Annotated in this window: 12 protein-coding genes; 8 read left to right on the top strand and 4 right to left on the bottom strand. The window is 70.3% G+C overall.

Annotated features, from left to right (window positions below; translation table 11 throughout):
* Positions 1-48: 48 nt before the first annotated feature.
* A complete protein-coding gene (locus HZZ10_RS12965; protein WP_179913819.1) occupies positions 49-1,092 on the bottom strand; it encodes an aldo/keto reductase in 1,044 nt (347 codons plus the stop codon).
* 148 nt (positions 1,093-1,240) lie between these two features.
* Here HZZ10_RS12965 and HZZ10_RS12970 point away from each other — a divergent pair, with 148 nt between their 5' ends.
* Positions 1,241-1,429, top strand: coding sequence for a DUF5302 domain-containing protein (locus HZZ10_RS12970; protein WP_056130160.1), 189 nt, complete (start codon positions 1,241-1,243; stop codon positions 1,427-1,429).
* A 195-nt stretch (positions 1,430-1,624) separates the two neighbouring features.
* Here HZZ10_RS12970 and serA read toward each other — a convergent pair whose 3' ends face one another.
* Both serA and HZZ10_RS12980 read right to left on the bottom strand, forming a co-directional pair.
* Entirely contained in the window at positions 1,625-2,836 is a 1,212-nt protein-coding gene (serA, locus tag HZZ10_RS12975) for a phosphoglycerate dehydrogenase (RefSeq protein WP_056130162.1), read from the bottom strand.
* A 95-nt stretch (positions 2,837-2,931) separates the two neighbouring features.
* Positions 2,932-5,142 (bottom strand): HelD family protein, encoded by a 2,211-nt coding sequence (locus HZZ10_RS12980; protein WP_179913820.1) that lies wholly within the window; start codon positions 5,140-5,142, stop codon positions 2,932-2,934.
* Between the two features lie 181 nt (positions 5,143-5,323).
* Between HZZ10_RS12980 and HZZ10_RS20075 the strand changes: the two genes are divergently transcribed.
* From HZZ10_RS20075 to HZZ10_RS13000, 4 genes are all read left to right on the top strand, one after another.
* Positions 5,324-6,595, top strand: coding sequence for a PP2C family protein-serine/threonine phosphatase (locus HZZ10_RS20075; protein WP_179913821.1), 1,272 nt, complete (start codon positions 5,324-5,326; stop codon positions 6,593-6,595).
* Positions 6,586-8,277, top strand: a complete 1,692-nt coding sequence (locus HZZ10_RS12990; RefSeq protein ID WP_373367333.1) for a sensor histidine kinase — start codon at positions 6,586-6,588, stop codon at positions 8,275-8,277. The genes HZZ10_RS20075 and HZZ10_RS12990 overlap by 10 nt, the downstream gene beginning before the upstream one ends.
* Entirely contained in the window at positions 8,274-8,714 is a 441-nt protein-coding gene (locus tag HZZ10_RS12995; protein ID WP_012867279.1) for a response regulator, read from the top strand. The genes HZZ10_RS12990 and HZZ10_RS12995 overlap by 4 nt, the downstream gene beginning before the upstream one ends.
* 164 nt (positions 8,715-8,878) lie before the next feature.
* Complete coding sequence (locus HZZ10_RS13000) at positions 8,879-9,817, top strand: PAC2 family protein (protein ID WP_179913823.1); 939 nt, start codon at positions 8,879-8,881, stop codon at positions 9,815-9,817.
* Positions 9,818-9,899: 82 nt separating this feature from the next.
* Here HZZ10_RS13000 and HZZ10_RS13005 read toward each other — a convergent pair whose 3' ends face one another.
* Positions 9,900-10,820 carry a spermidine synthase gene (locus HZZ10_RS13005; protein WP_179913824.1) on the bottom strand — a complete coding sequence of 307 codons (921 nt, stop codon included), beginning with the start codon at positions 10,818-10,820 and terminating at the stop codon, positions 9,900-9,902.
* 105 nt (positions 10,821-10,925) lie between these two features.
* Between HZZ10_RS13005 and HZZ10_RS13010 the strand changes: the two genes are divergently transcribed.
* The 3 genes from HZZ10_RS13010 to HZZ10_RS13020 are packed head-to-tail and all read left to right on the top strand — an operon-like array spanning position 10,926 to position 13,221.
* The gene (locus tag HZZ10_RS13010; protein WP_228087535.1) at positions 10,926-11,507 is read left to right on the top strand and encodes an SAV_6107 family HEPN domain-containing protein; all 582 of its coding nucleotides are present in this window, start codon (positions 10,926-10,928) and stop codon (positions 11,505-11,507) included.
* A complete protein-coding gene (dinB, locus tag HZZ10_RS13015; protein ID WP_056130181.1) occupies positions 11,504-12,775 on the top strand; it encodes a DNA polymerase IV in 1,272 nt (423 codons plus the stop codon). Before HZZ10_RS13010 ends, dinB begins: the two co-directional genes overlap by 4 nt.
* A 38-nt stretch (positions 12,776-12,813) precedes the next feature.
* A complete protein-coding gene (locus HZZ10_RS13020; protein WP_179913825.1) occupies positions 12,814-13,221 on the top strand; it encodes an SCO2097 family morphological protein in 408 nt (135 codons plus the stop codon).
* Positions 13,222-13,335 lie beyond the last annotated feature (114 nt).

Raw genomic sequence — 13,335 nt, forward strand, 5'->3', positions numbered from 1 at the left:
GTCGGTCGACCCGGTCTCACCTGCAGCGTGGCCTGAGGGCTGGACCGTTCAGAGCTCGCTCGAGCGGGACGCCCACAGGTTGAGCCCGCCCTCGACCGCAGCCGCGTCGATGGCGTCGAGCTCCTCGGCCGAGAACGGGAGTGCCTCGAGCGCTGCCAGGTTCTCGTCGAGCTGCGCGGTCGTGCGGGCGCCGACGAGGACCGCGCTCACCCGCTCGTCCCGCAGGCACCACGCGAGGGCCATCTGCGCGAGGGTCTGACCACGTCGCAGGGCGATCTCCCGCAGGCTGCGCACCGAGGCGAGGTTCTGCTCCGACAGGTACTGCCGCTGGAAGGACGTCCCCTTCGCGGCGCGCGAGTCTGCCGGCACGCCGTCCAGGTACCGGTCGGTCAGGAGTCCTTGGGCCAGGGGAGAGAACGTCACGAGGCCCGTGCCCGCCGCTGCGGCGACCTCGACGAGCGAGCGACCTGAGTCGTCCGGGACCTCGATCCACCGGTTGAGGAGCGAGTACGACGGCTGGTGCACGGTGAGCCGCAGCCCGAGAGCGTCGGCGATCTCGAGCGCCTGGAGCGTCCGGGTCGCCGAGTACGAGGAGATGCCCGCGTAGAGGGCTCGCCCGGACCGCACGGCAGTGTCGAGCGCGCCGATGGTCTCCTCGAGCGGGGTGCTCGGGTCGAACCTGTGGCTGTAGAAGATGTCGACCTCGTCGACGCCGAGCCTGCGCAGCGACTGGTCGAGCGAGGCGAGCAGATATCCGCGGGAGCCGCCCTCGCCGCGTGGGCCGGGCCACTGCCTGTACCCGGCCTTGGTGCTGATGCTCAGCTCGTGCCGGTGCGCGGCGAGGTCGCGCCTCAGGATCCGGCCGAAGCCCGTCTCGGCCGACCCCGGTGGTGGGCCGTAGTTGTTCGCGAGGTCGAAGTGCACGACCCCTGAGTCGACGGCGTGCAGCACGAGGGACCGCTGGTCGTCGGCGGGTGCGGCGTCGCCGAAGTTCTGCCAGAGCCCCAGGCTCAGCGCGGAGACGCCGAGACCAGACCTGCCGACACGGCGGACGGGGAGGCTGTCGTGACGGTCGTGGGCGGGGGAGCGCATGACTGTACGGTACCGCTGCGATACTCGAGGCTGCCGTCCCTGTCTCTCGTGGCGACCACGTCGGCGAGAGAAATGCCTGGCGTCCCACGCCGGGCTGCGGGAGGGTTGGTCTGCATCGGCAGACATCGAGACGAGGAGGCCGGAGCAGATGACTCAGGACCGAGAAGTTCCCGAGACCGCGATCAGCGCGGACACGAAGGCGAAGTTCAAAGAGGCGCTCGACCGCAAGAACGCGGCTCGGCACCTGACCTCCGAGGGTGACACGAACACCGGCAGCGTCCACGGCTCCGAGCCGATCGGCAAGACGCAGCGCACCTTCCGCCGCAAGTCTGGGTGACCAGGCGTGCGCCCGGCAGCAGCCGGGCCTAGAGCAGACAGCGAGGGTGGTACGGGATCTTCCCGTACCACCCTCGCTGTCTGCTGTCTGCCGGATGCTGAGCGGCGACGTCCGCCCCGCGGAGCGGCGACGCCACCGTGCTGAGCGGGCCCCCTGCGGGCGTCCCTCCGGGGGATGCGGCCCGGCCGGAGGGGCTCAGCCCTTGATGTCGGTGAGCACCCGCAGCTTGATCGTCTGGCCCATCGCCCGCAGCGCCTCGACGACAGCAGCCTCGACGCTCGAGCCGGCGTCGGTCACCACGTAGCCGACCTCACCGCGGGTCGCGAGCAGCTGACCCTCGATGTTGGTGCCGTGCTCGGCGAGCGTGCGGTTGACCTCGGCGAGGACACCCGGGGTGTTGCGGTGCAGGTGAGCCACGCGAGCGACACCTGTCGAGCTCTCGAGAGCCAGGTTCGGCAGGTTGACGCTGAGGGTCGTCGAGCCCGAGCGGACGTAGTCGCGGATCTTGTTCGCCACGAAGACTCCGATCGCCTCCTGCGCCTCGAGCGTCGAACCACCGATGTGCGGGGTGAGGATGACGTTGGGCAGGCCACGGAGCTCAGACTCGAAGGCGTCGCCGCGCTTCTTCGGCTCTTCGGGGAACACGTCGATCGCCGCACCCGCGAGGTGGTGGGACAAGATCGCCTCGCGCAGGGCGTGGGTGTCCACCACGAAGCCACGCGACAGGTTGAGGAAGATCGCACCGGGCTTCATCTGCGAGAACTGCTGGGCGCCGAAGAGACCCGCGTTGCCGCTGCGGCCGTCGACGTGGAGCGTGACGACGTCCGCGACGGCGAGCAGCTCGTCGAGAGACCCGAGGCGACGCGCGTTGCCGAGCGCCAGCTTCTCCGAGGTGTCGTAGAAGACGACGGACATACCGAGGTTCTCGGCGAGGACCGACAGCTGGGTGCCGATGTTGCCGTAGCCGATGATGCCGAGCGTGCGCCCACGGACCTCGTGCGAGCCTTCCGCCGACTTGTCCCACACCCCGGCGTGGAGCGCCTTGTCGCGCTCCGTGAGGCGACGGGTGAGCGAGATGATCTCGGCGAGCGCGATCTCGACGACAGACCGCGTGTTCGAGAACGGCGCGTTGAAGACCGCGACCCCGTGGCTCGCAGCCGACCTGAGGTCGATCTGGTTGGTCCCGATGCAGAACGCACCGATCGTCAGGAGCTCCGGAGAGGCGGCGATCACCGCGTCGGTCACCTGCGTCTTGGAACGGATACCGAGGATGTGGACGCCCTCGAGGGCGTGGATCAGCTCGGACTCGTCCAGGGCGCCAGACCGGACCTCGACCTCGACGCCGTGGGCGGCCAAGATCTCGACGGTGAGCGGGTGGACATTTTCAAGGAGGAGGGCCTTCAGCACGCAGTCATCGTCCTCCCCCCGCGCGCTGCGACCAAAACGGTCTTGGCACGTGGACGGATCTCGCTGGCGCCCCGGGGCGAGGCCGCCCACGGGGGTCAGCCGACGAGACCCGCAGGGAGGTCCCGGGAGTGGGTGACATGCAGATAGCGGGTCGGCCGGGTCATCGCGACGTACAGGTCTGACGCGCCGCCGGGCCCGTCGACGAGGGCAGCCGGTTCTTCGAGCACGACGGCGTCGAACTCGAGCCCCTTGACCTCGCGGGCGGAGGCGACCACCAGACCGTCACCTGCGGACGCAGCCGCGGGGATCTCCCGGAGCATCTTCTCGACATCGGCCACGTCCGCGGCCGGCACGACGACCGCGACCTGTCCCGCGCCGCCCGAGCGGATGTCGGCGAGCAGCCCGACGGCGATCTCCACGGTGCGCGCACGCACCTCGTCTGCCGCGAGCCTGTGGACCGTGAGGGCAGCCGGGACCTCGCGCGCGGACGTGAGCCTCGAGACGGGTAGCCCGGCCTCGACGGCCATGCGCTGCGCGGCCGACGCGATCTCCTCGGGCGTGCGGTAGTTGACGGTGAGCTCGGTCAGGCGCCAGGAGTCGCGCAGCAGCGGCGTGAGCATCGCGTCCCACGAGCGGGCCCCAGCGGGCGAGGACGTCTGGGCCACGTCGCCGACGATTGTCATCGACCGCGTCGGGCAGCGGCGCACGAGCATCCGCCAGGCCATCGCCGACAGCTCTTGGGCCTCGTCGACGACCAGGTGCGCGAAGGTCCAGCTGCGGTCCTTCTCCGCACGCTCTGCGGTCGTCAGGTAGGGACCAGAGGTCGCGAACCTGTCGGCGAGAGCCTCGGCGCTCACCATGCCGTTCCCGCCCGAGCCCTCGAGCACCTGACGGGCGTACTCGAGCCGCTCCTCACGCTGCTCCGCGTCCTGGCGCGCCTGCGCCCGGGCCACCTGGTCGTCCTCGCCGAGCAGCTCGGCAGCCTCGTCGAGGATCGGCACGTCGGCCTCGGTCCACGGCGAGCCCGGGGCCCGCACGAGGGCGTCCCTGTCGGCTGCGGAGAGCTCGGGGGCGGCCTCGGCGAGCCTGTGCGGCTTGGCGTAGAGGTCCTCGACCAGCTTCTGGGGCGACATCGGCATCCACGCGAGGTTGAGCGCGACCCGGATCTCCTTCGTGCTGCGCAGCTCTTCCAGGATCTCGCCGCGCTCGTCCGACTCGACCGAATAGCTCAGCTGCTCGGTGTACTGCGCCGCGAGACGGTTGAGCATCTCGCGGACGAAGGTCACCCTTGCGAGGTTGTGCGGCTTGCGGTGACGCCGCGCCTTCGCGATGGCGTCACGGATGTCGCGCCGCCGGATCACGAGGTCGTATCCGTCGACGCGCACCCTGGTGTCCTGCGCGGGGACGCGCTCGCGTGCGCTCACCGCGCGCCTGACGATCGCGCCGAAGACCGAGCGTCCCTTGATCTCGGCGACCTTCGGGTCCTCGGTCCCGCGCGCCTCGATCCCGGGCAGGATGTCGGCGATCGTCGTGCTCACGACCCCGGTCTCGCCGAGCGAGGGGAGCACCTGGTCGATGTACCGCAAGAACGACTGGCTCGGGCCGACGAGCAGCACGCCCGAGCGCTCGAGCAGACGACGGTGGGCGTAGAGCAGGTACGCCGCGCGGTGCAGGGCGACAGCGGTCTTCCCCGTGCCGGGGCCACCCTGGACCACGAGGGCACCCTGCAGGTCGGAGCGGATGATGGTGTCCTGCTCGGCCTGGATGGTCGCGACGATGTCGCCCATGCGCCCTGTGCGCCCCGCAGACAGTGCCGCGAGCAGCGCGCCCTCGCCCGAGAGGTTGAGGTCCGAGGCGGCGTCACCCGAGAGGTCGAGGACCTCGTCCTCGAGACCCGTGACGCGACGACCCGACGTCACGAGGTGCCGGCGGCGCAGCACACCGTCGCGCTGGGCCGCCGTCGCCCTGTAGAAGGCCTGGGCCGCAGGGGCACGCCAGTCCGTGAGGATCGAGGAGTGCTGCTCGTCGGTCAGCCCGATGCGCCCGATGTACCGGGTGGTCTCGTCGTCGAAGTCGAGCCGGCCGAAGCACAGCCTGTCCTCGACGGCGTCCAGCAGCGCGGCCCGGTCTTCGTAGAGCGTCGCGAAGGCGTCGCGCTCGCTGCGGTTCTGGGGGGACCCGCTCGGTCCGGACCGGCGCACCTCGGCGAGGCGCTCGCGCGTGACGGCGCGCAGCTCGTCCAGCCGTGCGTAGAGGACGTCGAGGGTGTCCTGCTCGACCCTGATCTCGTCGGGCTGCTCGGTCACGCTGGTCCTTCCCTCGCGGGGGTACGGAGATGAGATGGCGACTGGAGGCTGCTGGTGCCGCAGTCCCACGTTCGCGACCGTCCATTATTGCTGATCGTGGCACCCCGACGCGCCGCGCAGATGGGCCGGGAGGGCCGTGGCGACTAAGATCAGCGGATATTCGTCTGGGGGGAGGAGTGCGGTGAGCGTGAGAGACGGGTCGACCGGCGAGACCGCCCCGGTCCGGGTGCTCATCGTCGACGACGACGACGGCGACGCGATGCTGGTCGAAGAGCTCTTCGCCGACAGCGCCCTCGAGGTGACCCTCGACCGCGCGCGATCGATCGACGAGGCCCTCGGTCGGCTCGACGTCGACTGCGTCCTCCTCGACCTGGGCCTCCCCGACGCGACAGGCCTCTCGGGCGTCGAGCGCATCAACGCGACGGGGACCAGCGCAGCGCTCGTGGTCCTCACCGGCATGACCAGCTCTGACCTCGGTGTCGACGCCGTCGCAGCAGGGGCCCAGGACTACCTCGTCAAGCACGAGGTCGACCCCGACCTCCTCGCCAGGTCGGTCCGCTACGCCGTCCAGCGCCGGCTCTCCGACGAGCAGGCACGGACGATCTACAAGAGCTCGGTCCGGGCCCGCGAGACCGCCCGCCTCGAGCGTGCGCTGCTGCCCACACCCTCGATCGTCGACCCACGGCTCTCCGTCCTCGTCGGCTACCTGCCCGGGGGAGACGGCCTGCTCGGAGGTGACTTCTACGACGTCGTCGAGCGCGCCGACGGCACGCTCGCCTGCATCATCGGCGACGTCGCCGGCCACGGACCCGACGAGGCTGCCCTCGGAGCCACCCTGCGCACCGCCTGGCGGACCCTCGTCCTGGCCGAGATCGACCCCGAGCGCATCCTCCCGCTGCTCGAGCGCGTCATGCTCGACGAGCGCTCGCGGCCCGAGACCTTCACGACGCTCTGCCAGCTGGTCATCTCGGCCGACAGGTCGTCGGCCGAGCTCTACCTCGCCGGTCACCACGCGCCCATCCTCGTCTCCGAGCAGTCCCGTGCCATCGAGCCGACCCACCGCGGCCGTGCCCTCGGCATCCCTGTCGACTCGCCCTGGAAGTCCCAGCGGCTCGAGCTCGCCGGCAGCTGGTGGCTCATGCTCTACACCGACGGTCTGCTCGAGGCCACGGTCCGCGACCCCGGCAGCGACCAGGACCGTCCCCACGACGCCGACCGCCGAGACCGCGGCGGGCGCTCGCGGATCGGCATCGACGGGCTCCTCGCCGCCGTGAGCGCCGAGTTCCGCGACGGCACAGAGGAGCTCGTCGAGCGCATCTTGCGCACCGTCCATGCCGTGCACGGTGGACGCCTCGTCGACGACGCGGCCGTGCTGATCCTCGGCTGGCCCGGCTGCGACGCCGGGCACGGGCAGCGGTCCGCGACCCTGGCCGACTCGGAGGAGTGGAGTTGAGGCGTCCTGCCGCGGCGCAGCGTGCAGGGTCGACGCTGCGCCGCCAGCTCGGCGTGACCGTGGCGAGCGCCGGAGCGGTCCTCCTGGTGATCCTGCTGTACGCCGTCTACTCCCTGCTCCAGGTGGTCCACTACCAGAACAGGGTCACCGACATCTACGCGAGCGCGATCTCCTACTCCGACGGGCTCACCTCACGGATCGGTGACATCGGCTCGGCCGTCGACGCCTACCTGCAGTCGGGTGTCGACTCGGCGCTCGGCTCCTACAGGACCGCCGACACCGAGGCTGCCCGAGCCATCCGGACGGCGTTCCTCGAGGACTACGGCCCCGACTCTGAGGTGGTCGTCGCGCTCGACAGGACGCTCGGCCTCGTCGCGACCTGGCGCTCTCAGTTCGCGGACCCTGCCGTCGCCGAGGTCTCGGTCGAAGGACCCGGCGCCGTCAGCGACGCGACGGTCGAACGCGGCGAGCGGCTGCTCGCCGACGCCCGCGACGCGGCCCTCGACCTCGAGACCGTCCTCGAGACGGGCCGCGAGGAGGCCTCCGACGCCCTCGCTGCCTGGACGCGCAACCTCTTCCTCGCCGTCGTCGTGCTCGCGGGTGCAGCCGTGGTCGTGGCTGTCGGGACGTGGCGGACGCTGCGCCGACGGGTCCTCGAGCCTCTCGCCGACCTCGCGGCCAAGGCGGAGGCGGTGAGCACCGGCGAGCTCGACCTGCCGGTGCGGACCGAAGGGCCTGGCGAGATCGCCTCCCTCGCGCACGCCGTCGACGCGATGCGGGTCGAGCTCGTGGCACGGATGGCCTCCGAGGCCCGCTCCCGGGCCGAGATCGCCGAGGCGCACGAGCAGGTGCTCGAGCAGGCCGAAGAGCTCCGACGCTCGAACCGGGACCTCGAGCAGTTCGCCTACGTCGCCTCGCACGACCTCCAGGAGCCGCTGCGCAAGGTCGCGAGCTTCACCCAGCTGCTGCAGAAGCGCTACGGCGGTGAGCTCGACGAGCGCGCAGACCAGTACATCGAGTTCGCGGTCGACGGTGCCAAGCGGATGCAACGACTCATCCAGGACCTGCTCGGCTTCTCGCGCGTCGGGCGGTCGGCGGGCGAGGCCGTCGAGGTCGACCTCGTCGAGGCCTGCGCGACGGCGGTCACGACCTTGGACGCCGCCGTCGAGGAGTCGGGCGGCCAGGTCGAGGTCGGCGACCTCCCCGTGGTCCTCGGGCAGCAGACGCTCCTCGTCCAGCTCTTCCAGAACCTCGTCGGCAACGCGCTGAAGTTCAGGCACCCCGACAGGACGCCCCACGTCATCCTCGGGGCTGTGCGCCGCGAGGACGCCTGGGAGCTGTGGTGCTCCGACAACGGCATCGGGATCGACCAGCAGTATGCCGACAGGGTCTTCGTGATCTTCCAGCGGCTGCACGCCAAGGACGCCTACGAGGGCACGGGCATCGGCCTCGCGCTGTGCAAGAAGATCGTCGAGTTCCACGGCGGTGAGATCTGGCTCGACACCGACGTCTCGCAGGGCACGACGATCCGCTGGACGCTGCCAGACCCCCGCGAGGTAGGCTCTGCGGGGCCCGAGGACCAGTCCCAGGCCGAGGGTGCTGACGGCACCACGCCCGCGACGACGACCGCAGGGACGGGCGACCTGCCCGGACCAGGACAGCACGACGAGGAGAGCTCATGACCGTGGCACCCGGAGTGATCGAGGTCCTGCTGGTCGAAGACGACCCGGGCGACGTCCTCATGACGCGCGAGGCCTTCGAGCACAACAAGGTGGCCAACCGGCTCTCGGTCGTCAACGACGGCGTCACCGCGATGGACTTCTTGCGCAAGCGCGGTGAGTACGCGGACGCCGTGACGCCCGACCTCATCCTGCTCGACCTCAACCTGCCGCGCATGGACGGCCGAGAGGTCCTCGCCGAGCTCAAGGAAGACCCCGAGCTCCGCCGCATCCCCGTCGTCGTGCTCACGACCTCCGAGGCCGAGGAAGACGTCGCGCGCAGCTATTCGCTCTACGCCAACGCCTTCGTCACCAAGCCCGTCGACTTCGAGAGGTTCATCGAGGTCGTCCGGCAGATCGACGACTTCTTCGTGACCGTCGTCAGGCTGCCCTCGCGCTGATCGGTCCCGGACCCTGCGGAGAGCTGCACCGACGACCGGAGGTCGTGGTCTGGCCTGCGGGAAGAAACTCCGGCGCGGCGGTGTTCTGGTCCTCAGACGACGTTCGTGACGTCACCGGTCAGGCCTGAGCCTGGTGGTGCGTCGAGGCTGACAGGAGGCCCACCATGCTCGATCCGCAGGAGCTCTACACGGTCGACGCCACAGTCGAGTCCGCTCTCCGGCTCTCGCCGGACGAGGCGGGGACGGGGCCCGTGCTCGTCAACGCGCTGCGCGGGTTCGTCGACGCCGGGCACGTCGGGCAGATCGCGCTCGAGCACATCCTCGACCTCGGCGAGACGACCCGCCTGGTCACCTTCGACGCCGACCAGCTGGTCGACTACAGGTCGAAGCGCCCCACCATCGTCTTCGACACGCAGCGCTGGACCGAGTACTCGGGTCCGAGCATCGCGATCGACGTCGCACGAGACCGCGAGGGGACGACCTTCCTCGTGCTCCACGGCAACGAGCCCGACGTCCAGTGGGAACGCTTCGTCGAGGCCGTCCTGTCCCTCGTCGACAGGTTCCGGGTCTCGCTGACCGTGGGCACGTACGGCATCCCGATGGGGATCCCGCACACCCGTCTGCTCTCCGCGACGCCGCACGCCTCGCGCGACGAGCTGATCCCCGACGCCTCGCCGTGGTTCGGGCGCGTCACGGTCCCGGCGACCGCGGCCAACCTGCTCGAGCTCAGGCTCGCGGAGCGCGGCCACGACACCGTGGGCTACGCCGTCCACGTGCCGCACTACCTGGCCCAGTCGACCTACCCGCCCGCAGCGCTGGTGGCCCTCGACAAGCTCGAGTCCGCGACCGGGCTGGACCTGGACCTCGAGACCCTCGAGGAGGCGGCGAACGAGGCGCGTGCCGAGGTCGTGCGTCAGGTCGCCGAGTCGCCCGAGATCGCGGAGGTCGTCCGAGGGCTCGAAGAGCAGTACGACGCCTTCACCATCTCGGCCGAGCGCCAGAGCCTGCTCGCCGACACCGCAGAGATCCCGACCGCCGACGAGATCGGCGAAGAGCTCGAGCGCTTCCTCGCCCAGCAGGGTCCCGACGGGCAGTCGTCCTGACCTGAGCCCGGTATCGCCGGCATCACCAGCACGGCCCGGTCGCCATCACCTCTGGAGGGGATGGCGACCGGGCCGTGCTGCGTCAGGCGGGCGGTGCGGGGTCGACGAGAGGGACCGCGGTCCCCGCGAAGCGTGACACCTCGTCCGGGCCGCAGAGGATGTGCGCCGGGACCGCAAGACTGCGCAGTGCACGCGCAAGGCCCGCGCTGGCGAGGCCGTCCCCGTCGCGAGGGCCGCCCGGAGCCGTCGCGGCGAGCACGATGTTGCCGTAGCGGCGCGCCTTGAGCACCGCGGGCTCGGTGATCAGGGCGAGGTCGTCGTCGGTGCGGGGGACGCTGTCCGTCGCGACGCTGTCCAGCGCCGCACGGATCGTGGCGACCTCGGCACGGGCTGTGGACAGCGGAGGCTTGTCGGCGCAGTTCACGAGGTACAGGCCTCCTGGACGCAGGACGCGCAGCACGTCGACGACGAACTCGACGGTCAGCAGGTGACCCGGCGTGCTGTCGCCGGCGAACACGTCTCGGACGACGACGTCGACGCTCGAGGTCGCGAGCGTGGCCAGCTGCTCCCGGGCGTCGCCGGCGCGCAGGCGCAGACGGGGTGAGCGGGGGAGGTCGAACCACGACCGCGCGAGCTCCAGCAGCCGGGCGTCGATGTCGATGCCGATCTGGCGTGAACCGGGCCGGCGGGCGTCGACCGACCGGGCCATCGCGCAGCCTGCGGCCCCGAGGTGGACCACGTCGAGCGGCCCCTCGGTCGTGTCGTCGAGGACCGCCGACATGATCTCCATGTACTCGAAGCCCACGTTGGTCGGGTCGTCGAGATCGATGAAGGAGCTCGGGACGCCGTTGAGCATGACGGTGATGGACCTGTGGTCGTCGCGGTCGAGGACGAGCTCGACGGTTCCCGAGGACGTCTCGACGGGCCCTGCGGGCAGGTCAGGCTGCCCGGTCTGTGTCAGTGGTCCGGAGGAGGATGAGCGGCGTGAGGTTCGGCGTGCCATCCCGCAAGCCTAGGCGGGCGGGAGGGGACCGGCGGAGCACCGAGAGGCGACCACCTCTTGACTTCGTTCGAACAGGTGTTCGATACTTGAGCAAGGAGGTTCGACATGGCAGCGACACGGATGACCGCAGCGACATCAGGAGCACGCGCTCTGGGGACGGCTTCAGCGGGCGCGTCGCGATCAGCACGCCACGGTCGGCCCACCCGAGCTCCGCACGCCGTCTCGGCAGCACCTGTCTCCGCTGAGGCTGCGGGTCTGACCTCGGCTCTGCGTCGCCAGGCTGCCAGCGACCTCTTGGACCGTGCCGACGCCGAGCTCGTGGCCGCACAGCTGGCCACCGATGCCGCTGAGCGGTTCACCCACGCGCACATGGCGGCGCTGAGGGTCTCGGGTGCCGTCCTCGCGGTCCTCGGCACCCGGCCGCCGCGCGGACGCACGCGCAGCGCGTGGGAGCGTCTCTCGGCGGCCTCCGACGACTTCGTCCCGTGGGCGTCGTTCTTCGCCTCCGGGGCGCACCTGCGCTCCTCGATCGACGCCGGCCGGTTCGACGCCGTCGACGAAGACGGGGCTGCTCGCTGGGTCGCCGCCGCGGAGGACTTCCGCGACGAGGTCGGCGCCTGGGTCGACGACGCCGAGGTCCCGCTCGCGCGCAGCGGCATGCTCGTCGACGGTCCGGTGAGCGCATGAGCAAGGGTCCGCGGTCGACGACAGTCCCGCGTGACCTCGGCGAGAAAGACTCGGACTGCTCGATACTCCACGTCGACATGGATGCGTTCTTCGCCTCGGTCGAGGTGGCTCGTCGGCCTGAGCTCAAGGGGCGCCCGGTGATCGTCGGTGGCTCGGACCGGTCCGTAGTCCTGGCTGCGACCTACGAGGCGCGAGCCTTCGGCGTGCACTCGGCCATGCCCGCGGCCACAGCACGTCGCCTCTGCCCGCAGGCTGTCTTCATCCAGCCCGACAGGACGGCGTATCACGACGCCTCGACGGCTGTCATGGAGATCCTCGGAGAGGTCACGACCCTCGTCGAGCCCGTCAGCATCGACGAGGCCTTCCTCGACGTCGAGGGTGCCCGACGTCGGTTGGGCTCGTCGAGCGAGATCGCCCGGAAGATCCGGGCGAGGGTCTACCGCGAGCTGGGTCTGACCTGCTCCGTCGGCGTGGCCTCGACCAAGTTCGTCGCGAAGCTGGCGTCGACCCACGCGAAGCCTGACGGCATGATGCTCGTCCCGCGCGAGTCGACGGTCCGGTTCTTGCACTCCCTGCCCGTGGGTGCGCTGTGGGGCGTGGGGGAGAAGACCGAGAAGAACCTCGCCGCGTGGGGCATCACGACGGTCGAGCAGCTCGCCAGGACCGATCCGCTCGTGCTGCGACAGGCTGTCGGCACTGCTGCTGCCGCCCACCTGTTCGACCTGTCGTGGGGACGTGACCCGAGGCCTGTCGAGCCGACGCGTCGCGAGCGGAGCATCGGGGCCGAGACGACCTTCGGGCACGACGTGACCGACCTCAGCGTCGTCGAGTCCAAGCTCCTCGAGCTCTCTGACCGGTGTGCAGACAGGCTGCGGGCCCAGGGGTATCTCGCGCGGACCATCAGCGTGAAGGTGCGCTCGAGCGACTTCCGCACCCTGAGCCGTTCGAGGTCTCTCGTCTCGCCGACGGACAGTGTCCGTGAGATCTACGCGGTCGCCCGTGAGCTCGTCTCCTCGGTCGACCTCAAGGGCCTGCCGGTCCGGCTCGTGGGGGTCCGGGGCGAAGGTCTCGAGGCGCGGGGGAGTGCCGCTCTGCAGCTCACCCTCGAAGACGCCGTGGCCGGTGATACCGAGCAGCAGCGACTGGCGGATGCTGCGATCGACCAGGTACGTCTGCGCTTCGGACGATCGGCCATCCGGCAGGCGGCGGTCGCCACGACTTCCTCACAGCGCTCGACTACCGTTGTGCCGGATGTCGAACTATCCTGAACTCTGACAAGGTCCGATCGAACAGTGCGGGGGTTGCGATGCCTCTGTCCGAATACGAGCAGCGTGTTCTGGAGCAGATGGAGCGAGAGCTCACGTCTGATGATCCGCGCCTTGCGACAAGTATGAAGACGACGTCCCAGCGGTCTTCGGTCCGCTACGTGATCGCGGGGGTAGGGCTGATCGTCGGGCTCCTCGCGCTGGTGGTCGGTGTGGCACAGTCTGTGCCCGTCGTGGGAGTGGTCGGCTTCGCGGTGATGTTCGCCGCCGTCGCCTACGCCTTCGCCCAGCCGTCGAAGTCCAGCGGCCCGGTCGGTGTGGTCTCGCCTGACGGGACCGTGAGGCCGGCTGCGAAGCAGCAGAAGACCAAGCGTGGGGGCAAGGCCGGCAAGGCACCCTTCATGCAGCGCATGGAAGAGCGATGGGACAAGCGCCGCGACGAGCAGTGACGCTCAAAGGCACCGCGGCCTAGATCGTAGGTCGGCAGACCTCTTCGCTCCGATGATCTAGCTCTCCACAGTCAGTACCTAGAGATCTTCTCCAGCGCGGGCTGGGCGTATGAA

This window comes from Sanguibacter inulinus (genome assembly GCF_013415325.1).
Lineage (GTDB): Bacteria > Actinomycetota > Actinomycetes > Actinomycetales > Cellulomonadaceae > Sanguibacter > Sanguibacter inulinus.